Source organism: Streptomyces sp. NBC_01445 (assembly GCF_035918235.1).
Taxonomy (GTDB): Bacteria; Actinomycetota; Actinomycetes; order Streptomycetales; family Streptomycetaceae; genus Streptomyces.
Genome location: NZ_CP109485.1, coordinates 5,383,416 through 5,404,638, shown reverse-complemented (window position 1 = coordinate 5,404,638; position 21,223 = coordinate 5,383,416). Strand labels below are relative to the sequence as shown.

At 69.5% G+C, this 21,223-nt stretch carries 17 protein-coding genes; 7 read left to right on the top strand and 10 right to left on the bottom strand.

What is annotated here, in order from left to right; all coding sequences use genetic code 11:
* Positions 1-34: 34 nt before the first annotated feature.
* The 5 genes from OG574_RS24635 to hisC all read right to left on the bottom strand — a co-directional run bounded on the left by OG574_RS24635 (position 35) and on the right by hisC (position 9,228).
* The gene (locus OG574_RS24635; RefSeq protein ID WP_326774981.1) at positions 35-1,780 is read right to left on the bottom strand and encodes a GAF domain-containing sensor histidine kinase; all 1,746 of its coding nucleotides are present in this window, start codon (positions 1,778-1,780) and stop codon (positions 35-37) included.
* Positions 1,781-1,853: 73 nt separating this feature from the next.
* Positions 1,854-5,348, bottom strand: a complete 3,495-nt coding sequence (cydD, locus tag OG574_RS24630; protein WP_326774980.1) for a thiol reductant ABC exporter subunit CydD — start codon at positions 5,346-5,348, stop codon at positions 1,854-1,856.
* A gap of 27 nt (positions 5,349-5,375) precedes the next feature.
* The gene (gene cydB / locus OG574_RS24625) at positions 5,376-6,380 is read right to left on the bottom strand and encodes a cytochrome d ubiquinol oxidase subunit II (protein WP_326774979.1); all 1,005 of its coding nucleotides are present in this window, start codon (positions 6,378-6,380) and stop codon (positions 5,376-5,378) included.
* 20 nt (positions 6,381-6,400) lie between these two features.
* Positions 6,401-7,933 (bottom strand): cytochrome ubiquinol oxidase subunit I, encoded by a 1,533-nt coding sequence (locus OG574_RS24620; protein ID WP_326778599.1) that lies wholly within the window; start codon positions 7,931-7,933, stop codon positions 6,401-6,403.
* Between the two features lie 215 nt (positions 7,934-8,148).
* The gene (gene hisC / locus OG574_RS24615; RefSeq protein ID WP_100597179.1) at positions 8,149-9,228 is read right to left on the bottom strand and encodes a histidinol-phosphate transaminase; all 1,080 of its coding nucleotides are present in this window, start codon (positions 9,226-9,228) and stop codon (positions 8,149-8,151) included.
* Between the two features lie 412 nt (positions 9,229-9,640).
* Between hisC and OG574_RS24610 the strand changes: the two genes are divergently transcribed.
* The 3 genes from OG574_RS24610 (at position 9,641) to OG574_RS24600 (ending at position 13,209) form a co-directional block, all read left to right on the top strand.
* A complete protein-coding gene (locus OG574_RS24610) occupies positions 9,641-10,753 on the top strand; it encodes a LacI family DNA-binding transcriptional regulator (protein ID WP_326774978.1) in 1,113 nt (370 codons plus the stop codon).
* A 218-nt stretch (positions 10,754-10,971) separates the two neighbouring features.
* The gene (locus tag OG574_RS24605; protein ID WP_326774977.1) at positions 10,972-12,153 is read left to right on the top strand and encodes a metallophosphoesterase family protein; all 1,182 of its coding nucleotides are present in this window, start codon (positions 10,972-10,974) and stop codon (positions 12,151-12,153) included.
* Between the two features lie 183 nt (positions 12,154-12,336).
* On the top strand, positions 12,337-13,209 hold the full coding sequence (locus OG574_RS24600) for a hypothetical protein (RefSeq protein ID WP_326774976.1): 873 nt from the start codon (positions 12,337-12,339) through the stop codon (positions 13,207-13,209).
* Between the two features lie 92 nt (positions 13,210-13,301).
* Here OG574_RS24600 and thiC read toward each other — a convergent pair whose 3' ends face one another.
* Complete coding sequence (thiC, locus tag OG574_RS24595; protein WP_326774975.1) at positions 13,302-15,086, bottom strand: phosphomethylpyrimidine synthase ThiC; 1,785 nt, start codon at positions 15,084-15,086, stop codon at positions 13,302-13,304.
* 221 nt (positions 15,087-15,307) lie between these two features.
* Between thiC and OG574_RS24590 the strand changes: the two genes are divergently transcribed.
* The gene (locus OG574_RS24590; RefSeq protein WP_326774974.1) at positions 15,308-16,660 is read left to right on the top strand and encodes a YibE/F family protein; all 1,353 of its coding nucleotides are present in this window, start codon (positions 15,308-15,310) and stop codon (positions 16,658-16,660) included.
* 79 nt (positions 16,661-16,739) lie between these two features.
* Here OG574_RS24590 and OG574_RS24585 read toward each other — a convergent pair whose 3' ends face one another.
* From OG574_RS24585 to OG574_RS24570, 4 genes are all read right to left on the bottom strand, one after another.
* The gene (locus OG574_RS24585; protein ID WP_100597185.1) at positions 16,740-17,201 is read right to left on the bottom strand and encodes an SsgA family sporulation/cell division regulator; all 462 of its coding nucleotides are present in this window, start codon (positions 17,199-17,201) and stop codon (positions 16,740-16,742) included.
* A 100-nt stretch (positions 17,202-17,301) separates the two neighbouring features.
* Positions 17,302-18,132: an IclR family transcriptional regulator gene (locus OG574_RS24580; protein ID WP_326774973.1), complete on the bottom strand. Its 831-nt coding sequence runs from the start codon at positions 18,130-18,132 to the stop codon at positions 17,302-17,304.
* A gap of 239 nt (positions 18,133-18,371) precedes the next feature.
* Positions 18,372-18,584, bottom strand: a complete 213-nt coding sequence (locus OG574_RS24575; protein ID WP_100597186.1) for a DUF5326 family protein — start codon at positions 18,582-18,584, stop codon at positions 18,372-18,374.
* Positions 18,585-18,728: 144 nt separating this feature from the next.
* Positions 18,729-19,046, bottom strand: coding sequence for a cupin domain-containing protein (locus OG574_RS24570; protein ID WP_326774972.1), 318 nt, complete (start codon positions 19,044-19,046; stop codon positions 18,729-18,731).
* A gap of 81 nt (positions 19,047-19,127) precedes the next feature.
* On the opposite strand from OG574_RS24570, the gene OG574_RS24565 reads away from it, so the two are divergent.
* The 3 genes from OG574_RS24565 to OG574_RS24555 are packed head-to-tail and all read left to right on the top strand — an operon-like array spanning position 19,128 to position 21,142.
* Positions 19,128-19,508, top strand: a complete 381-nt coding sequence (locus OG574_RS24565) for a phage holin family protein (RefSeq protein WP_100597188.1) — start codon at positions 19,128-19,130, stop codon at positions 19,506-19,508.
* 9 nt (positions 19,509-19,517) lie between these two features.
* On the top strand, positions 19,518-20,009 hold the full coding sequence (locus OG574_RS24560) for a low molecular weight protein-tyrosine-phosphatase (protein WP_326774971.1): 492 nt from the start codon (positions 19,518-19,520) through the stop codon (positions 20,007-20,009).
* Positions 20,006-21,142, top strand: a complete 1,137-nt coding sequence (locus OG574_RS24555; protein WP_326774970.1) for a cystathionine gamma-lyase — start codon at positions 20,006-20,008, stop codon at positions 21,140-21,142. The genes OG574_RS24560 and OG574_RS24555 overlap by 4 nt, the downstream gene beginning before the upstream one ends.
* The last annotated feature ends 81 nt before the right edge of the window (positions 21,143-21,223 follow it).

Genomic DNA, 21,223 nt, shown 5'->3' with positions numbered 1-21,223 from the left:
CGGGCAAGGCCCGGTTCAGCGCTTCGTCGTGCCTTCAGTGAGGCGCCTGCCAGATCACCGTCGTGCCGCCCCCGTCCTCGCCGATGCCCGGCCCGTACCAGCTGTCGCCGCCCAGGGAATCGGCCCGCCGTTTGAGGTTCTTGAGGCCGCTGCGCCGGCCGCCCTCCGGGATGCCGACGCCGTCGTCGGCGACCGTCAGCCGGACGCCGGGCTGCCCGTCGGGGAGCGTGACGTTCGCGTCGACGACCACGTCGATACGGGCGGCCTCCGCGTGCCGGAACGCGTTGGACAGCGCCTCTCGCAGGGCGGCGATGAGGTTCTTGCCGGTGAGTTCGCCGACCACGGTGTCGACGGCGCCGGCGAAGTGGTGCGTGGGCTTGAAGCCGAGCGGTACGGCCGCCATGTTGATCTCGCGCAGGACCCGTGTGCGCAGGCCCGACGGCGCCTCGGCGGGCCCCTGCTGGAGCGCGAAGATCGCCGTGCGGATCTCCTGGATGGTGACGTCCAGCTCGTCGACGGCCCTGCCGACACCGACCTGTACCTCGGGCACGACGGACCTGCGCTGAGCGCTCTCCAGCATCATCCCCGTGGCGAACAGGCGCTGGATGACGAGGTCGTGGAGATCGCGGGCGATCCGGTCGCGGTCCTCGTACACCGCGAGCCGCTCCCGGTCGCGCTGCGCCTCCGCCATCATCAGCGCGAGTGCGGCCTGCGACGCGAACTGGGTGGCGAGGGTGCGCTCCGCGTCGCTGAAGGGCCGGGCGCCACGCGCGCGTGGCGTGACGAGGGTGCCGAGGACGCGACCGTCGCTCTGAAGGGGCAGCATCATCGCCGGTCCGTATTCGTGCGCGAGATCGGTCAGTATGCGCGGGTCGGTGGACGCGTCGTCGATGAACACGGCCGCGCCGACCAGGAGTTCGGCGACGATCTCGCTCTCGGCCGGGATGATCACGCCGAGGGCCTGCGACGGCTCGTCCGACGAGACGGCGACGATCTCCATGCCGCCCTCCTCGGCCGGCAGGAGGACGATGCCTGCCGACGAGCCCGACAGGTGTCTGGCCTGTTCGGCGACGACCTGGAGGGCATCCTCGGCGTCGCTGCCCGACAGCAGGGCGGTCGTGACGGCCACGGACCCGTCGATCCACCGCTCGCGCTGCCTGGCGGCCTCGTACAGGCGCGCGTTGCCGATGGCGATGCCGGCCTCCGTGGCGAGGACACGGACCATGTTCAGGTCGTAGTCGTTGAACTCGATCCCGCCCTGCTTCTCCGTCAGATAGAGGTTGCCGAAGATCTCCCCCTGTACGCGGATGGGGACGCCCAGAAAGCTCCGCATCGGCGGGTGGTGGGACGGAAAGCCGCAGGAGCGGGGGTCGTCGGCGAGGTTCGCGAGGCGTACCGGGTCCGGGTCGTTGATGAGCGCACCGAGGAGCCCGCAGTGGCCGTCGGGCAGCCGTCCGATGAGCTCCGCCGTCTCTCCGTCGACTCCGTGGAAGACGAAGTCCGAGAGAGCCTCGCCGTCCTCTGAGACGACGCCGATCGCCGCGTAACGGGCGTCGGCGAGCTCGGCGGCCGTCTCGCAGATGCGGTCGAGGGTGGAGTGCAGCTCCGGACCGGTGCCTACGGACCGCATCGCTTCGAGCAGCTGCGGCACCCGCGCGGTCAACTCGGCGGACAGTCCCTGGAGCCCGCGCGTCGCCTGCGTCGCCGCCTCCAGCGCGTCGGAGGAGTCCCGCTCGCCGTCGGACGGTGGGGTGGCGCCGGGCACCGGAGCAGCTGACATGCCTTGAGACTAGTTAGTCCCATTTGGAGAGGAAAGTCGGGACGAGCCCTGCCCGGCCACCCGGTCCGCACGACTACGCACCCACCAGGAGCTCCGCATCCCGCTCGCGTTCCCACAGCGCGCGCAAGGGCCCCTCGACCGCGACCAGATCCTCGTACCTGCCGCGCTGCACGACACTTCCCTCGTCGAGGACGATGACCTCGTCCACGGCGTCGAGGCCGGCCATCCGGTGCGTGATCAGCAACGTTGTCCGGCCCTCGGTCGCGGACAGGAGGTCCGCCGTCAGCGCGTCCGCCGTCGGCAGGTCGAGGTGCTCGGCGGGCTCGTCGAGCACGAGGACGGGGAAGTCGGCGAGCAGGGCGCGGGCCAGGGCGAGCCGTTGCCGCTGGCCTCCGGACAGGCGCGCGCCGTGTTCGCCGACGAGGGTGCCGAGCCCGTCGGGCAGCGAATCCGCCCACTCCAGGAGGCGCGCGGCGGCCAGGACTTCGCGCAGTCCGTCGTCGGTGGCGCCCTTCTTCGCGAGGAGCAGGTTCTCGCGCACCGAGCTGTCGAAGAGGTGCGCGTCCTGCGCGCACAGCCCGACGAGCCGCCGCACCGCATCGCCTTCGAGCCCGTACGCGTCCTGCCCGGCCAGGGTGTACGACCCCTCACCCGCGTCCAGGAACCGCAGCAGGACCTGCGCGAGCGTCGTCTTGCCGGACCCGGACGAGCCGACGACGGCGACCCTGCGGCCCCGCTCCAGCGTGAGGTCGACCCCGTGGAGCGCGTCCCGGCCCTGCCCGTCGTGGCGCGCGGCGAGACCGCGCACGACCAGAGGGAAGGGATCCTGGGGCGCCTGCGCGGGCGCCTCCGGCTCGCGTACGGGGACCGTCGCGTCCAGGACCTCGTGAACGCGTTCGGCGCTCTTCTTGACCCGCTGGCGGTACTGCACGGCGAGTGGCAGGCCCATGACGGCCTCGAACGCGGCCAGCGGCGTCAGGACGACGACCGCGAGCTGGACCCCGTCGAGGCGGCCCTCGCGCACACCCTGCACCCCGGCGAGTGCCGCACCGGCCACAGTGAGGCCGGTGATCAGCGCGGTCAGTCCGTCGCCCAGCGCGGTGGCGGTGGCGGCGCGGGACGCGATCCGCGTCAGCACGGAGTCGGCGGCCTTCGCCTGCGCGGTGCGCGCGGAAAGCGCTCCGGAGACGGTCAGTTCGGCGGTGCCGGTGAGGAGTTCGGCCACGCGGGTGGCCAGCGTCCCGCGCGCGGGGGCCAGCCGGCGCTCGGCGCGACGGGCGACGGCTCCGGAGAGCAGCGGCACACCGACCCCCGCGAGCAGCAGGCCGGCGGCGAGCACGGCACCGGCGGAGGGCAGCATCCATGCGGTGAACACGACGGAGGCGGCACCGACCACCGCGGCGGCCGACGCGGGCAGCAGCCAGCGCAGCCAGTAGTCCTGGAGGGCGTCCACATCGGCGACGAGCCGGGAGAGCAGATCGCCGCGGCGCGTCGCGCGCAGGCCCGCGGGGGCGAGCCGCTCAAGGCGCCGGTAGACGGCGACTCTGGTGTCGGCCAGCATCCGCAGCACGGCGTCGTGCGACACGACCCGCTCGGCGTACCGGAAGCAGGCGCGGCCGATCCCGAAGGCGCGGGTCGCCGTGACGGCGACCATCAGGTACATCACGGGCGGCTGTTGCGAGGCCCGCGAGATGAGCCACCCGGAGGTCGCCATCAGCCCGACGGCGCTGCCGAGGGCGAGCGCTCCGAGCAGCAGCGCGAGGGCAAGGCGCCCCCGCCGCGCCCGCGCGGCACCCCGCACACGCGCGAGCACACTGCCCCGGCTCTCTCCGGAGTGATCGGATACGTGACGGTCCTCTACGTAGCCGGGCACTTCGGCCGCCTCGGCCGACGGCACGGGTCGTACCGCAGGCTCCCCCGCCACCGCAGGGGAACGCGGCACGTCGAGACGCACCACCCGGTCGGCGACGGCCAGCAGCGCGGGACGGTGCACCACCAGAAGGACGGTACGGCCGGCGGCAAGCCTGCGGACCGCCTCGACGATCCCCGCCTCTGTCTCCCCGTCGAGGGCGGCCGTCGGCTCGTCCAGCAGCACCACGGGCCGGTCGGCGAGGAACGCCCGTGCCAGGGCGAGGCGTTGCCGCTGCCCGGCGGAGAGCCCGGCCCCGTCGTCGCCGAGCAGAGTGTCCGCGCCGTCGGGCAGCGCACGGACGAAGTCCTGGGCCCCTGCCTCGCGCAGCGCCTCCTCGACCTCCGCGGAGGACGCGTCGGGCCGCGCGAGCCTCACGTTGTCCGCGACCGACCCGGCGTACAGCTGCGGTCGCTGCGGCACCCAGGCCACGCGCGCGTGCCACGCCTCCTGGTCGAGACCGGCCAGATCGGCGCCCCCGACGAGGACCCGCCCCGCGTCGGGACGGACGAATCCGAGCGCCGCGCTCAGCAGCGTCGACTTGCCCACGCCGCTCGGGCCGACGAGTGCCACCGTCTCCCCGGGCGCGACCTCGAAGTCGGCCTCCGAGACGGCGTCCGTGGACCGGCCGGGATAGCGGACGGTCACTCCGTCGAAGGCGATACCGGTGGCCGCGGGCACCGCTCCGGCGCCGGACGGCGGCACCGGGGTCTCCAGAACGGCGAAGATCTCCTCCGCGGCGGCGAGCCCCTCGGCCGCCGCGTGGTACTGCGCGCCGACCTGACGCAGTGGCAGATAGGCCTCGGGCGCGAGGACGAGAATGACCAGTCCCACGTAGAGGTCCATGTCACCGTGCACGAGCCGCATGCCGATGGTCACGGCCACCAGGGCGACCGACAGTGTCGAGAGCAGTTCGAGGGCGAACGACGACAGGAAAGCGATGCGCAAGGTCCGCATCGTCGCCTGCCGGTACTCGCCGGTGATCCGGCGGACCGACTCGGCCTGCGCCTTGGCCCGGCCGAACACCTTCAGCGTCGGAAGTCCGGCGACCACGTCCAGGAAGTGCCCCGAGAGCCGGGACAGGAGCCGCCACTGACGGTCCATGTGGGACTGGGTGGCCCAGCCGATGAGGATCATGAAGACGGGGATCAGAGGCAGTGTGCACACGATGATCGCCGCGGACACCCAGTCCTCGGTGACGATGCGCGCGAGCACCGCGACGGGCACCACCACCGCGAGGCCCAACTGCGGCAGATATCGCGAGAAGTAGTCGTCGAGCGCGTCCACACCCCGCGTCGCGAGCGCCACCAGGGATCCGGTCCGCTGCCCGCTGAGCCACCCCGGACCCAGCTGGGAGGCGCGCTCCAGGAGCCGTCCGCGCAGCTCCGACTTGACCGCCGCGCTGGCCCGGTGAGCGGCCAGTTCGGTCAGCCAGGAGACCAGACCGCGTCCGGCCGCCACCAGCGCAAGCAGCAAGAGCGGTGTGCGCAGGGCGAAGACATCAAGACCGTGCTCGAAAGTCCCCACCACCACCTCGGCGATGAGCATCGCCTGAGCGATGACCAGGCCCGCCCCGGCCACGCCGAGGACCACCACCGCGATCAGGAAGAGGCGAGTGGCCCTGGCGTACCGGAGCAGCCGCTGGTCGATCGGTTTCACGTGAAACACACCCTCGTCATCAGGGGCTCAGTGTGCGGCGTCGGCGATGTGCTGGGTGCCGATCCGCTTGCGGAACACCCAGTACGTCCACGACTGGTAGAGCAGCACGATGGGCGTCGCCACCGCCGCGCACCAGGTCATGATCTTCAGGGTGTAGGGGCTCGACGAGGCGTTGGTGACCGTGAGGCTCCAGTCCGGGTCGAGCGACGACGGCATGACGTTCGGGAACAGCGTCAGGAAGAGCATCGCGAAGGCTGCCGCGATCGTGATGCCGGACAGCGCGAACGACCAGCCCTCACGCCCCGCCCTGATGGCGATGATGGCCCCGACGAGGGCGACCACCGTGACGATCATCGCGATCAGCGACGAGCCGTCGCCCTTGTCGGCCTGGGTCCAGATCAGGAAGGCGAGCGCGAGGGCCGCGGCGACGGGACCGAGCCCCAGCGCCGTCTTCCGCGCCCGCACCCGGATGTCGCCCACCGTCTTGAGCGAGGCGAACACCGCGCCGTGGAAGGTGAACAGCGTCAGCGTCACCAGACCACCGAGGAGCGCGTACGGGTTGAGCAGGTCCCAGAAGCTGCCCACGAACTCCTTGTGCACGTCGATCTTCACGCCGCGCACGATGTTCCCGAAGGCCACGCCCCACAGAACCGCCGGTATCAGAGAGGTCCAGAAGATCGCGTGCTCCCAGTTGGTCTGCCACTTCTCCTCGGGCCGCTTCGCCCGGTACTCGAAGGCGACACCGCGCACGATCAGGCAGACCAGGATCATCAGGAGCGGCAGATAGAAGCCCGAGAAGAGTGTCGCGTACCACTCGGGGAAAGCGGCGAAGGTCGCGCCGCCGGCAGTGAGCAGCCACACCTCGTTGCCGTCCCAGACGGGTCCGATGGTGTTGATCAGGACGCGCCGCTCGGTGCGGCCGCGGGCGAGCACCTTGGTCAGGACCCCGATCCCGAAGTCGAATCCCTCCAGGAAGAAGTAGCCGATCCACAGGACCGCGATGAGTACGAACCAGACGTCGTGAAGTTCCATGCCTCAGCAGCTCCTCAGTCTCAGTACGAGAAGGCCATGGGCCGGTCGGCATCGGAAGCGTCGCCGGAATCCGCTCCGGATCCGGGGCCGCCGATCTTGGTGGGCGGGTTGAGGTCGGCCTCGGTGAGCTCGGGCGGCCCCTGCTTGACGTACTTGACCATCAGCCTCACCTCGATGACGGCGAGTGCGGCGTAGACCAGCGCGAACACGATCAGGGAGGTGAGGACCTCGCCCTGCGAGACGCCGGGGGAGACCGCGTCCTTGGTCCTGAGCACGCCGTAGACCACCCACGGCTGACGCCCTGTCTCGGTGAAGATCCAGCCCCAGGAGATGCCGATGATCGGGAAGATCAGCGTCCACTGGGACAGGCGCCACCACCAGATGCCCAGCTTCGGCATCAGTTCCTTGTTCTTGGTGAGCATCAGCTTGGGCACTTCGTCCTCGCCGGTGCGGTGCTCCGGCGCCAGCCAGAACCTGCGCCGGGTGAGCCACAGGCCCGCCGCGCACAGGGCCATCGAGACCCCGCCGAAGCCGATCATCCAGCGGTACGACCAGTAGGCGGTGGGGATGTTGGGGCGGTAGTCACCGGGCCCGAACTTCTTCTGCTCCGCCTTGTTGATGTCGTTGATCCCGGGGATCTCGGCGTTGAAGTCGTTCTTGGCCAGGAAGGACAGCACGCCCGGGACTTCGACGGCGACCGTGTTGTGGCCCTTGGAGACATCGCCGTACGCGAAGATCGAGAACGGCGCCGGCTTCTCCGTGTCCCACAGCGCCTCCGCGGCCGACATCTTCATCGGCTGCTGCTCGTACATCACCTTGCCGAGCGTGTCCGCGCTGACGACGGTGAGGAGCGTGCCGACCATGGCCGTCACCAGGCCGAGGCGCAGCGACATCCGCATGGTGCGGATGTGCTGCTTCTTGCGCAGGTGGAAGATCGCTATGCCCGTCATGAACGCGCCGCCGACCAGGATGGACGCGCTGATCACATGCCAGAAGTTGACGAGCACCGTCTCCTGGAAGAGCACGGCGGCGAAGTCGGTCAGCTCGGCGCGCTTGGTGCCGTCCCGCTCCACGATCCGGTAGCCGACCGGATGCTGCATAAACGAGTTGGCGGCCATGATGAAGTACGCCGACAGGATCGTGCCGATGGACACCAGCCAGATCGTGGCGCAGTGCAGCTTCTTCGGGAGCTTGTCCCAGCCGAAGATCCACAGACCGATGAAGGTCGACTCGAAGAAGAAGGCGATCAGCGCCTCGAAGGCGAGCGGAGCGCCGAAGATGTCGCCGACGAAGCGCGAGTAGTCCGACCAGTTCATGCCGAACTGGAATTCCTGCACGATGCCGGTCACGACACCCATGGCGATGTTGATCAGGAAGAGCTTTCCCCAGAACTTGGTCGCCCGGAGGTAGTGCTCCTTGCCCGTCCGCACCCAGGCCGTCTCGAGGATCGCCGTCAGCGCGGCGAGCGAGATGGTCAGGGGGACAAAAAGGAAGTGATAGACGGTCGTGATGCCGAACTGCCATCGCGCCAGAGTTTCCGGCGCCAGAGCCATCAACGTCGGGTCCACTGCGTCATCTCCTTAAGTCGCCGTGGTCCAGTGGAAATTTGCCCCTTTAATCCCACTGCTCTCCGGATCAACCGGGCACGCTTGTGAAAGCGTTCACATTCACAAGCATTATGTACTACCGGCTCCGGACAGCAGAAGGGGGGTCCCCCCTTACTCCGGGGAACCCCCACCGCGCTACGGAGCGGCCGCAGCCGCCCGGTCTACAGCTCCTTGCGGAACGCCGCCGCCGTGTTCAGGAAGACGTCGTTGGCCTCGGTCTCCGCGATCGTGGCCCGCATCCCCTCGCCGGCGAACGGCCGCACGACCACACCGGCCTGCTCGCACGCCGCGGCGAAGTCCGCCGTGCGCTCCCCCAGACGCAGCCACACGAAGTTCGCGTGCGTCTCGGGCACGGTCCAGCCCTGCCCCCGCAGCGCCTCGACCACGCGATTGCGCTCGCACACCAGCGAGCCCACCCGGCCGAGCAGCTCGTCCTCGGCCCGCAGCGAGGCGACCGCCGCGTCCTGCGCGAGCTGGCTCACGCCGAACGGCACCGCCGTCTTGCGCAGCGCGGCCGCCACCGGCTCATGGGCGATGGCGAAGCCGACCCGCAGGCCCGCGAGCCCGTACGCCTTGGAGAACGTCCGCAGCACAGCGACATTCGGACGGTCCCGGTAGATCTGGACGCCGTCCGGCACCTCGGCGTCACGGATGAACTCGCGGTACGCCTCGTCGAGCACGACCAGGACGTCGCTCGGGACCCGGTCCAGGAACCGCTCGAGCTCGGCCCGGCGCACCACCGTGCCGGTCGGGTTGTTCGGGTTGCACACGAAGATCAGGCGCGTGCGGTCGGTGATCGCGTCGGCCATCGCGTCGAGGTCGTGGACCTCACCGGACGTCAGCGGCACCTCCACCGCCTTGGCACCGCTGATCTGCGTGATGATCGGGTACGCCTCGAAGGACCGCCAGGCGTAGATGACCTCGTCGCCGGGACCGCTGGTCGCCTGGAGCAGCTGCTGCGCGACCCCGACCGAGCCGGTGCCCGTGGCCAGGTGCGTGACCGGCACCGCGAATCGTTCCGCCAGCTCGTTCATCAGCCCGGTGCAGGCCATGTCCGGGTAGCGGTTGAAGGAACCGGCCGCCGCGACGGCACTCTCCATCACGCCGGGAAGCGGCGGATAGGGGTTCTCGTTCGAGGACAGCTTGTACGCCACCGGCCCCCCGGCCGCGGCAGCCTTGCCCGGCTTGTAGGTGGGAATACCCTCCAGCTCGGCACGCAGCTTGGGGCTCGTCTCGCTCACCGCAGTCCTCCTCGCGACCACCATTTCAATACTGCTCACCTTAAGAGGATTCGCGGCAGACCCCAATGGCTCGGGGCCCTCGACCTGCCGGGTGGTCGTCCGACACCACCCATGACGACTGCCGCGGACCTCCCAGAGGCGTACGGAGGAGGGGGAGCGCTCCCCTTCTCAGTGCGCGCCGGTAGCTCGCGCCGTGGCGCGCATCCCCCGTGAAGGTGAGTTGAGACCTACTCGCAACATCACCGACTTGGCAGGCCCACGCGCGCCGACAAGTGACGTCCTGGCGTCGATGCGCTCAACTCCCTTGATTTCCAAGGTCATTGACCCACTCTGGCCATGCAGAAACGTGCCTGTCAACGCGTGCATATGCACTCACGCCGCCCCGCCACATGAGCCCTACTATCGGCTCGCCATGACAGCAGCAGGGAAGCACCAGGTGAGCCGGGCAGAGACCACCCGCCGGGGCACCCGGCAGGTGCGGGCGGGCATCAGAGACGTTGCCGCCGCCGCCGGGGTCTCCATCACGACTGTCTCCGATGCGCTCAACGGTAAGGGCCGGCTCCCGGACGCCACCCGACGCCATGTCCGCGAGGTCGCCGACCGGTTGGGCTATCGCCCCTCCGCGGCGGCCCGAACGCTCCGTACCGGAAAGTCGGGCCTGATCGGCCTGACCGTCACGACCTACGGGGATGAACCTTTCACCTTCACCGAATTCGCGTACTTCGCGGAAATGGCGAGAGCCGCCACCTCGGCGGCGCTCGCCCGCGGGTACGCCTTAGTCATCCTGCCCGCCACCTCACGCCATGACGTCTGGTCGAACGTCGCTCTCGACGGCACCGTCGTCATCGACCCCTCCGACCACGACCCGGTGGTCACCGAGCTGGTTCGCCAGGGCCTGCCCGTCGTCTCCGACGGACGCCCCGCCGGCACGCTCCCCGTCACCGCCTGGGTCGACAACGACCACGAGGCTGCCGTCCTCGGCATCCTCGACCACCTCGCCGCCGCGGGGGCCCGCCGCATCGGACTGCTCACCGGCACGACCACGGACACGTACACCCATCTGTCCACCTCCGCGTACCTGCACTGGTGCGAGCGGATCGGGCAGGAACCCGTGTACGAGTCCTATCCCGCGCACGACCCGTGCGCGGGGGCCGTCGCCGCCGACCGGCTCCTGGCCCGCCCCGACCGGCCCGACGCCGTGTACGGACTCTTCGACCCCAACGGCACGGACCTGCTCGCCGCCGCCCGCCGGTACGGCCTGCGCGTCCCCGAGGACCTGCTGCTCGTCTGCTGCAGCGAATCGACCGTCTACGCCACCACGGAACCGCCCATCACGACCCTCTCGCTCAAGCCCCGGCGCATCGGCACCGCGGTCGTCCAACTACTGATCGACGCCATCGAAGGGGTTGAATCGGACCAGCCGGTCGAGCAGGTGATACCGACGGAACTCATCGTCCGGACCTCGTCCCAGCGCCGTCCGCCCCGCACGACAGTCAGCCCGCCCCGCTCCCCGGGACACGGCTGAACGACGGCTTCCGGGTGGTCACCCCGAAGACCACCCGGAAAAGCCCGTACCAATTCGGGAGAAAAGCACGGTGAACAGCCGCCCGGATCCGATTCACCACCCCTGGTGCATCACACAGCGCGAGCCGCATTCCTATGATGGGCGCACGACACCGCGGGCGGCTGCGACCAGGCAGTCCGATCGGGTGCAGAGGCGGCGCAATGGTGGTGGAGGGGTCGATGACTCAGGGGGCCGGTCAGGGACCCGAGGTGCGCACGGCGACGCTGCGCGACTTCCGCGTTCCGGCGTACGTCCATGACGTACCGGAGTACGTCCAGGAGCCCGGCCACGACCCCGCTCCGCCCGCCCCTGCCGCGCGCGCGCAGGCGGAGCCGGATCCCGCTCACCAGGAGCCGTCGTACCCATCGGCGTCACACCCGGAGCCCGCTTACGCGGAGCCCTCCCCTCAGGACCCCGCGTTCGACCAGCCCGACGGGTACACGCCCACCCAGCGCGACCTGCCGGTCATCAACCGCGGTGACACGGTCCAGGTGCAGATCGACACCGAGCCCGCGCCCCGTCCCGCCGAGGGGCTCGGCCCGCTGTACGTCGTCGGCGACGTGCACGGCTACCTCGACGAGCTGATCGCGGCCCTGTACGAGCAGGGCCTCATCGACGCCGAGAGCAGCTGGTCGGCCGGCACCGCCCGACTCTGGTTCCTCGGCGACTTCACCGACCGCGGGCCCGACGGCATCGGTGTCATCGACCTCGTGATGCGCCTGTCCGCGGAGGCCGCGGCCGCCGGCGGCTACTGCAAGGCCCTCATGGGCAACCACGAACTGCTCCTGCTCGGCGCCAAGCGCTTCGGCGACACCCCGGTCAACTCGGGCGCCGGCACCGCCACTTTCCAGGCGGCCTGGCTGCTCAACGGCGGGCAGAAGTCGGATATGGACCGCCTCCAGGACGTCCATCTCCAGTGGATGTCCCGGCTCGACGCGATCGAGCTGGAGGACGACCACCTCCTGATGCACTCCGACACGACCTCGTACCTCGACTACGGCGACTCGATCGAGGCGGTCAACGACACGGTCCGCGAGACCCTCACGCGTAACGACGCGGACGAGTGCTGGGACCTCTTCCGCAAATTCACCAAGCGCTTCGCGTTCCGCGACGAATCCGGACCCGAAGCCGTGCGTGAGCTCCTCGACACCTACGGCGGCGCGCGCGTCGTCCACGGCCACAGCCCCATCCCGTACCTCCTCGGCGAGGTAGGCACCGAGGACGCGGCGGACGGGTCCGAGGACAGCCGCCCGCAGATCGAGGGCCCGCATGTGTACGCGGGCGGGCGCGCGATCGCGATGGACGGCGGAGTGACCATGGCCGGAAAGCTGCTGGTCCAGCAACTCCCCATGGATAGCTAGGCGTTCCCCGGGCAGGCGCACCGAACGGGGGCTCAGTCCGGCCACCGGGCCGAATTCGGGAAACCCCCTGTCACCGCGTGCCGTCACCGCTCTACCATCGGCTTATCCGTAGCAGGCTCCCCTCCGGTTCTGCCCGACGGCTCGTACCCATGCGAGCCCCCAAGCCCTACGGAGCATCGGGGGATGCACATGAACAGCGCTCCGCACCTGCTGAACGAGGACCGCCCCGAGTTCGAGCGGATCCTCGATGATGCGCTGCGTACCGCACCGGACCGCCCTGATCTCGCCGAAGTGGGTCAGCGGCTCAACCCCGAACAACTGCGCACCATGGCGCTCAACGCCACCGCACTGATCACGGCCGCCGCCGCGACCGAGTACCAGAACTACGTGAAGGTCCGCGCCGACCTGCGCGCCTCGCCCCGGCCCGTGCGTCCGCTGCGAGAAGGAGAGAGCGCGGCGGAATCCGGCGGCGGAGCGATCGGCCTGGCCGCCACCGTGGGCGAGGTGGCGGAGACCACCGGCGCCGGCGTCATAGCCGTCGTCGCGGTGCTCGCCCCCGTGCTCGCCGGGACGGCCGCCGCGATCTTCCTGCTCGTCGGCTACATCCTGAAGATGCTCGATCCTGAACCGGCGTTCGCCCAGACCCTGTTGACGGCCGGCTGGGTGTTCGGCGCGCTCACGGTGGCGGGCATCCTCGTCGCCGCAGTGGGCCTGCTGCTCACCGCTCTGCGCAACGGTTCGACGTCCTTGCAGGCCGGCGCGCACACCGAGTCGAACGAGGAGGTGGACCGGGCCAGGGAAACCTGGTGCCTCGTGCTCCTGGAGCGCGGCATCCTGCCGTTCCTCCGGGAGGCGCTCGCGGAACCACCGCCGGCCCCCGCCAATCGCGGGGGCGGCCCCGGAGCAGCGGGCCGCATGCCGCACCTCGGGTACAACAGGCCCGGGTTCAGCAGCCCGGGCACCGACGGCAGCTCCCCTGCGGGCCCGCGCCCGACGTACTCGAGCCCGGACTTCACAAGCCCCGACTTCGGAGGGCCGGACCACAAGCCGGACTAGGCCGACAGGCGTTGGTCCCGGAACACCCTGTCCACCGGCCGCGAAAGGCGACCGGTGGACAGCGCGCGGCGCCCGCACGGGCGTGGGCGAGGTCAGTCCGCGATCGGCAGATAGACCCGGTTGCCCGCGGCGGCGAACTCCTTGGACTTCTCCGCCATGCCCTCCTCGATCTCACTCTTCGTCCCGCCGTGCTGCCGGCGGATGTCCTGGGAGATCTTCATCGAGCAGAACTTCGGCCCGCACATCGAGCAGAAGTGGGCCGTCTTCGCCGGTTCGGCCGGGAGCGTCTCGTCGTGGAACTCCCGTGCCGTGTCCGGGTCGAGGGCCAGATTGAACTGGTCCTCCCAGCGGAACTCGAACCGCGCGTCGGAGAGCGCGTCGTCCCAGTCCTGGGCGCCCGGGTGTCCCTTGGCGAGGTCCGCAGCGTGGGCCGCGATCTTGTAGGTGATGACGCCGGTCTTGACGTCGTCCCTGTTCGGCAGGCCCAGGTGCTCCTTGGGCGTGACGTAGCAGAGCATGGCCGTCCCCCACCACGCGATCATCGCGGCTCCGATGCCGGAGGTGATGTGGTCGTACGCGGGAGCGATGTCGGTCGTCAGCGGGCCGAGTGTGTAGAAGGGCGCCTCCTCGCACACCTCCTGCTGAAGGTCGATGTTCTCCTTGATCTTGTGCATCGGGACGTGCCCGGGGCCCTCGATCATCGTCTGGACGTTGAAGCTCTTCGCGATCGTGTTGAGCTCGCCGAGCGTCTTCAGCTCGGCGAACTGCGCCTCGTCGTTGGCGTCCGCGATCGAGCCGGGCCGCAGGCCGTCACCCAGCGAGTACGTGACGTCGTACGCCGCGAGGATCTCGCAGAGCTCCGCGAAGTTCTCGTAGAGGAAGCTCTCCTTGTGGTGCGCCAGGCACCAGGCAGCCATGATCGAACCGCCGCGCGAGACGATGCCCGTCTTGCGGTTCGCGGTGAGCGGGACGTACGGCAGCCGCACACCGGCGTGGACCGTCATGTAGTCCACGCCCTGCTCGGCCTGCTCGATGACCGTGTCCTTGTAGATCTCCCAGGTCAGCTCCTCGGCGCGGCCGTCGACCTTCTCCAGCGCCTGGTAGAGCGGCACCGTGCCGATCGGGACGGGGGAGTTGCGCAGGACCCATTCGCGCGTGGTGTGGATGTTGCGGCCGGTGGAGAGGTCCATGACGGTGTCGGCGCCCCAGCGGGTCGCCCATGTCATCTTCTCCACCTCCTCCTCGATCGACGAAGTGACCGCGGAATTGCCGATGTTGGCGTTGACCTTCACCAGGAACCGCTTGCCGATGATCATCGGCTCGATCTCCGGGTGGTTGACGTTGGCCGGCAGGACCGCGCGGCCCGCGGCGATCTCCTCACGGACGACCTCGGGCTCCACGTTCTCCCGGATGGCCACGTACTCCATCTCGGGCGTCACCTCCCCGCGCCTGGCGTACGCGAGTTGGGTCACCGCCCGGCCGTCCCGCCCGCGACGAGGCTGGCGGGGGCGGCCGGGGAAGACCGCGTCGAGGTTGCGCAGGCCGCCGCGCGGAGAGGTGTGCTTGATGCCGTCGTCCTCGGGGCGGACCGGGCGGCCCGAGTACTCCTCGGTGTCACCGCGGCCGACGATCCAGTTCTCCCGCAGCGGGGCAAGGCCCCTGCGGACGTCGGTGTCGACACTCGGATCGGTGTACGGCCCGGACGTGTCGTAGAGCGTGACCGCCGTGCCGTTGGTGAGGTGCACCTGGCGGACCGGCACCTGGAGGTCGGGGCGTGAGCCCGTGACGTACCCCTTGTGCCAGCCGATGGACTTCCCGGCCTCGCCCGTCTCTGCGGACAGGTTGGAGGCAGGCGTGCGTGCGTCCGATGTGGTCATGAGACCTACTCCCTACGCCGGCATTACCCGGTAACAGGTTCGGCGGTCGACGCAGCGGCTTCCGTCGGGCGATGTTTCATGTGAAACATCGCCGAAGCGGAGGTCAGCGCCCTCTCAGCCCGGTGCTCCGAGCTCCCGCGTGTGCAAAGGTGCCCCCCACGCTAGCGTCATTTCTGGCGTGCTGAACAGAGGGCCCCTGCCGTTCTTGCGATGATCGGGCGGTGACCAGCACGCCGCAGCCTCCGTCCACGCCGCCGCATCCGCCCCATGGCCAGGGGAGCGCCGAACACGGGCACTCCCACAGCCACGGCCCCGCCGCGCCCGTTTCCAAGCACTTGCGCAAGGTCATCGCCGCGGTACTGATCCCGTTCTCCGTGGCGGTCGTGGTCGGCCTCGTGGTGCTCTGGCCCGGCGGCGCCCCGTCCCACGCCCGTACCGGCGTCGGCTTCGACCGGCAGACCCAACAGGGCACCGTCACAAAGGTCGACAAGGTCGACTGCAAGTCCGTCAACGCCTCCGGCGACACCCCCACCGGCGATACGTCGACCGCCGAGGGCCAGACCGCCGAGCAACAGGCGAAGGGCACATGCGAGAAGGCCACGGTCCGCGTCGACACCGGCAAGGACACCGGCCGTACGTTCACGGAGATCGTGCAGCCGGACTCACCACGGCAGTTGCACGAGGGCCAGAAGGTGATCGTGGCCTACGCGCCCGACGCGCCCAAAGAACTTCAGTACTCCGTCACCGATGTGGACCGCAGGCTCCCGATGGCGCTGCTCGCCGGGATCTTCGCGCTGGCGGTGGTCGTCGTGGGCCGGCTGCGGGGTGTCATGGCGCTCGTCGCGCTGGCGATCAGCTTCATGGTGCTGACCTTCTTCATCCTGCCCGCGATCCTGCAGGGCTCGAATCCGCTGGTGGTGGCGGTGATCGGGGCGAGCGCCATCATGCTGATCGCGCTCTACCTGTGTCACGGTCTGACGGCCCGGACATCGGTCGCGGTGCTCGGCACGCTCGTGTCGCTGGTCCTGATCGGTCTGCTCGGCTCGCTGTTCATCGGCTGGGCGGCGCTGACCGGCAACACGGACGACAACACGGGCCTGATCCACGGTCTTTACCCGTCCATCGACATGAGTGGTCTGCTGCTCGCCGGCGTCATCATCGGTTCGCTCGGTGTGCTCGACGATGTGACGGTCACGCAGACGTCGGCGGTGTGGGAGCTGCATCAGGCGGACCCGACGATGGGCTGGCGCGGCCTGTACCGCGCGGGCATCCGGATCGGCCGCGACCACATCGCGTCCGTGGTCAACACGCTCGTCCTTGCGTACGCGGGCGCGGCGCTGCCGCTGTTGCTGCTCTTCTCGATCGCGCAGAGCAGTGTGGGCACCGTGGCCAACAGTGAGCTGGTGGCCGTGGAGATCGTGCGGACTCTGGTGGGCTCTATCGGGCTGGTCGCCTCGGTACCGGTGACGACCGCGCTCGCGGCCCTGGTGGTCTCGGCCGACCGGCCGGGATCCCCGTCCGCTGCCGCGGCCGGTCCGGCACGCGGAGGAAGAGGTCGGCGACGGAAGCGCTGAACCCCTGCGAGGGCACCCCGAGGGCACCGGTCTGCTGAAGCGTTACGTCAGTTGATGATCCGCGGACTCCTGGAGCCCGTCAGCCGGCGCTCTGCTCCTCGGCGAGGATCCGGTCGAGTGCCTCGTCGAGATGCGCCTCGAAGTCGGCGAGCGCCCGCTCCTGGCCGAGCGGTACGAGCTTGTCGGTGCGGTCGAGGAAGGCGACGAGGGGAGCGACGCCCGCCCGGAACAGCGCCTGGTCACCGCCCACTTGGAGCCTGATGTGCACCTCGCCCGGCATCTCGCCCGGTCTGCCGGCCAGTTCCACCGGCTCGATGCGTACATCGCCGTCGCCGCAGGGACCGGCCACCCCGTCCACCAGGAGCTCTCGGCCGAAGGCCCAGGTCACCGGGGCGTCCCCAGGGAGGTGGAAGGTCAGCCGCACGGCGTAGGGATCAGCAGCGGCGTACCGCAGCTCCACCGGGATGCGGAACGAGAGTTCCTCGGAGACGAGGAAGCTCATCATGACCTCTGCTTGTACTGCCTGTACCGACTCGCGCATCGCCTACCCCGTCAATTTGCCGTCGATTGGCCAGGAATAACCTTCCCGGCACCCTTCGCATCTTGCTTAACGTACATGCGGGATCACAAGGAGTGAGTTTTCAGATGCTGATAGAGAAGGCGAGTGTCCTGACGAGTTTTCCGACTTCGTTCTGCAGCTGTCGTGCCGCGGGCAGCAGACGACCGGCCTGATGGGACGGGAGAGAAACCGCCATCGTGGCCGCGGTGGACCCGACCGTGATGGGAAACGCCGCGCAGACCGTGCCCAACGCGTACTCCTGGCGCTCCACGACCGGTTGCATGCGTCCCAGCTCGTTGAGGCGTCGTAGCAGCGAGCGGTCGTCGCGCACCGTGTACGGGGTGATCGAATACGCGGGATAGCGGTCGAGATGGTCGCGTCGGCTCTCGTCGTCGAGCTGGGCGAGGAGGCACTGGCCGATCGCGTGCGCGTGCCCCGTCTCGCGGAAGTCGGCCCATTCCACGACCGCCGGATTCCCGGGCGTGTCGGCGACGGCCACGACTTCGATCTCGCCCTCGCGGTAGACCGAGAAGTACACCGGTACACCGATGGCGTCGCGCCAGTGCTGCAGGGCGTCGGTGATCATGCCGCGACGATTCTGCTGCGTTGCGCTGCCACCCAGCCGCTCGGCCGCCGCACCCAGGACGAACACGCCCTTCTCCTTGCGGAGATAGCCCTCGTGGGCGAGCGTGCGCAGCAGGTGGTACGCCGTGGGAAGCGCGAGGCCGGCCTCCCGGGCGAGCTGCTTGGCCGGCGCTCCCTCTTCGTGCGACGCGACGGCCTCGAGGAGGCGCATCGCGCGCTGGACCGAACCGATGAGGGTGGGCGGGGCGCCGGTCGGGCCGCCCTCGGGGTGGGCCTCGGCCTGAACGTCGTCGTAGCTGTGCGTGCGACAGCCGAGGGGTGGGGGCATCGCGTGTGGGGACGTGGCGTCGGCAGACATGGTGTCGGGGGACGTGATGTCAGCGGACAAAGGGGCGGCGGAAAGCGGTTCAGCCGTGGCCAAGGTTCACTCCCGAAGCGCGTGGGGTCCCCCCGCTTCTCGGGAATCACGGGGGTGCGGCCGTCGAGTTGTGGACTCTAGCCCTGGCCACCACTTCAAGAGGGCCGCGCGGGGAAACTTCCCCCGCGCGAGCGAACCGTTGCCCAGAGCTACCAGTCGCTGCGCGAGGACGAGCCCGTTATGAACTTCCGTACGACGTAGATGAGTCCACCGACCAGGGCCACGAAGACCAGCACCTTGAAGAGCAGACCGATCACGAAGCCCACGACGCTGGCTATCAGTCCGCCGAAGACGACCAGTGCGATGACCGGCACCGCGACCCACTTAACCCACCACGGCATGCCCGCGAAGATCTCTCGCACTGCCATCGTCCTTACCTCTCTCCCGCGCCGTACCGCTTCGATACGGCTTCTGCATTCGATGCTGGCATGCCCAGGCGCCCTGTGGGGGCCGCGGACCCCTTGTCGTCCCCTGAGCGACCCCCTAGGGAACCCCGAGATCCGCCGTCAGCTCTCAGGCGGAGAGAACACCACCAGAACCCGCAGGTCCTCGCTGATGTGATGGAACTTGTGGGCCACCCCGGCCGGCACGTACACGACGCTGCCGCGCGCCACCTGGGTCGTCTCCATACCGACGGTGATCGAACCGCGACCGCTGACAACGAGATACACCTCGTCCTGCTGGTGGGGCTGCTGCGGGTCGTGGTCCCCCGCGTCGAGGGCGTAGAGCCCGACCGACATGTTCCGCTCCCGCAGGAACTGCAGATACGCGCCGTCGTTCGCGGCACGTTCCGCTTCCAGTTCGTCCAGCCGGAATGCCTTCATCCCACTTGTCCGCCCTCTTGCCCGTGAGCGGCCTCGCAGGGCCACTCTCATGATCCGGTCTCGTCTGCCACGATCAGACACATGAAGAATTTCGTAGTCAAGACGATCGCCAACGCGGGGGCCCTTGCTGTCGCGGTGTGGCTGCTCGACAAGATCACGCTGACAGGTGACAGCACCGGCAAGAAGGTCGGCACGCTGATCATCGTGGCGCTGCTGTTCGGCCTGGTGAATCTCCTGGTCAAGCCCATAGTGAAGCTCCTCACCTTCCCGCTCTTCATCCTGACGCTCGGCCTGATCACGCTCGTGGTCAATGCCCTGATGCTGCTGCTGACCTCGTGGCTGGCCGACCAGTTCAACCAGAGCTTCCATGTCGAGGGGTTCTGGACCGCCGTCCTCGGTGGCCTGATCATTTCGGTCGTCTCCTGGGCGCTGAACGTCGTCCTGCCCGACGACAAGGACTGACCCCGCCCCATGTCCTTCCGTGTGTGCTTCGTCTGCACCGGCAACATCTGCCGCTCGCCCATGGCCGAGTCGGTCTTCCGCACGCGCGTCCACGAGGCCGGTCTCGCCGGCCTCGTGGAGGTGGACAGCGCGGGTACCGACGGCTGGCACGAGGGGGACGGTGCAGACCGGCGCACCGTCTCCGTGCTGGCGGCCGGCGGCTATGAAAGCGGCCATACGGCCCGGCAGTTCAGCGCCTCGTGGTTCTCCCGGCTCGACCTGGTGATCGCCCTGGACGCCGGGCATCTGCGCACCCTGCGCCGGGTGGCACCGACCCCACAGGACGCCGAGAAGGTCCGCCTGCTGCGCTCTTACGACCCCTCGGCGGGGACAGACCTGGATGTACCGGACCCGTACTACGGCGGCATCGACGACTTCGAGGAGTGCCTGAGAATGGTGGAGGCGGCGAGCGACGGTCTGCTCGACGCGGTACGCGCGGCACTGGAAGGGCGGGCGGCATGACGCAATCGACGCAGATCGGGGACGGCACAAGGGCAGTGCGGGCGGGGCTGCCCGAGGCCTCGAAGAACGATCCAACGCTCCCAGGGCCTGTCTTCGCCGCACACTTCCACCTGCCGGGCGATGTCTCGGGGCCCTATACGTACGGCCGGGACGACAACCCGACGTGGACCCACCTGGAGCGGGCCATCGGCGAGCTCGAGGCGCCCGGCCAAGAGGATGTCGACACCCTCGTCTTCGCGTCCGGGATGGCCGCCATCTCGGCGGTGCTGTTCTCGCAGCTCAAGGCCGGCGACGTGGTCGTTCTGCCGAGCGACGGCTACCAGGTGTTCCCGCTCGTCCGCGAGCAGCTCACGGCGTTCGGCATCGAGGTCCGCACCGCCCCCACCGGCGGCGACGCTCAGCTCGACGTCCTGGACGGCGCGAAGCTGCTGTGGATCGAGACGCCGTCGAACCCCGGCCTCGACGTGTGCGACGTGCGGCGGCTCGCCGAGGCGGCACACGCGCGTGGCGCCCTGGTGGCAGTCGACAACACGCTCGCCACGCCGCTCGGCCAGCGCCCCCTGGAGCTCGGCGCCGACTTCTCCGTGGCCAGTGGCACCAAGCAGCTCACCGGCCATGGCGACATCCTGCTCGGCTACGTGACCTGCCGCGACGCCGAGCTGACCGCGTCGGTGCGGGGCTGGCGCAAGATCGTCGGCGCGATTCCCGGCCCGATGGAGGCCTGGCTCGCCCATCGCTCCCTCGCCACGCTCCAGTTGAGGGCGGAGCGGCAGAACGCCAACGCTCTCGCGCTCGCTCTCGCCCTGCGCGACCGCGACGACATCGAGAGCCTGCGTTACCCGGGTCTGCCCGACGACCCCTCGCACAAGATCGCCGCTCAGCAGATGCGGCGCTTCGGGTGCGTGGTCTCCTTCACGCTGCCCACGCGCGCGCGTGCCGAGCGGTTCATGGAGTCCCTGACGCTGGTGGACGACGCGACGAGCTTCGGCGGCGTGCGGTCCACCGCCGAGCGCCGTCGCCGCTGGGGCGGGGACGATGTCCCAGAGGGCTTCATCCGCTTCTCCGCCGGTGCCGAGGATCCGGACGACCTGGTGGCCGATGTGCTGCGCGCGCTCGACGAGGCGGCCATCTAGGGCCCCTCACGGGCCACTGCCGGCCGCGGCCTCGGTCTCATCACCGGCTACGCACAATGGACGGCCCGAGCCTCCCCCCTC

What these genes read in the sequence shown, in the direction of transcription:
- OG574_RS24635 (WP_326774981.1), bottom strand. Translation starts at nt 1,780, where the DNA reads ATGTCAGCTGCTCCGGTGCCCGGCGCCACCCCACCGTCCGACGGCGAG.
- cydB (WP_326774979.1), bottom strand. Translation starts at nt 6,380, where the DNA reads ATGGAACTTCACGACGTCTGGTTCGTACTCATCGCGGTCCTGTGGATC.
- OG574_RS24620 (WP_326778599.1), bottom strand. Translation starts at nt 7,933, where the DNA reads ATGGCTCTGGCGCCGGAAACTCTGGCGCGATGGCAGTTCGGCATCACG.
- OG574_RS24610 (WP_326774978.1), top strand. Translation starts at nt 9,641, where the DNA reads ATGACAGCAGCAGGGAAGCACCAGGTGAGCCGGGCAGAGACCACCCGC.
- OG574_RS24605 (WP_326774977.1), top strand. Translation starts at nt 10,972, where the DNA reads ATGACTCAGGGGGCCGGTCAGGGACCCGAGGTGCGCACGGCGACGCTG.
- OG574_RS24600 (WP_326774976.1), top strand. Translation starts at nt 12,337, where the DNA reads ATGCACATGAACAGCGCTCCGCACCTGCTGAACGAGGACCGCCCCGAG.
- thiC (WP_326774975.1), bottom strand. Translation starts at nt 15,086, where the DNA reads ATGACCACATCGGACGCACGCACGCCTGCCTCCAACCTGTCCGCAGAG.
- OG574_RS24585 (WP_100597185.1), bottom strand. Translation starts at nt 17,201, where the DNA reads ATGCGCGAGTCGGTACAGGCAGTACAAGCAGAGGTCATGATGAGCTTC.
- OG574_RS24580 (WP_326774973.1), bottom strand. Translation starts at nt 18,132, where the DNA reads ATGCCCCCACCCCTCGGCTGTCGCACGCACAGCTACGACGACGTTCAG.
- OG574_RS24570 (WP_326774972.1), bottom strand. Translation starts at nt 19,046, where the DNA reads ATGAAGGCATTCCGGCTGGACGAACTGGAAGCGGAACGTGCCGCGAAC.
- OG574_RS24565 (WP_100597188.1), top strand. Translation starts at nt 19,128, where the DNA reads ATGAAGAATTTCGTAGTCAAGACGATCGCCAACGCGGGGGCCCTTGCT.
- OG574_RS24560 (WP_326774971.1), top strand. Translation starts at nt 19,518, where the DNA reads ATGTCCTTCCGTGTGTGCTTCGTCTGCACCGGCAACATCTGCCGCTCG.
- OG574_RS24555 (WP_326774970.1), top strand. Translation starts at nt 20,006, where the DNA reads ATGACGCAATCGACGCAGATCGGGGACGGCACAAGGGCAGTGCGGGCG.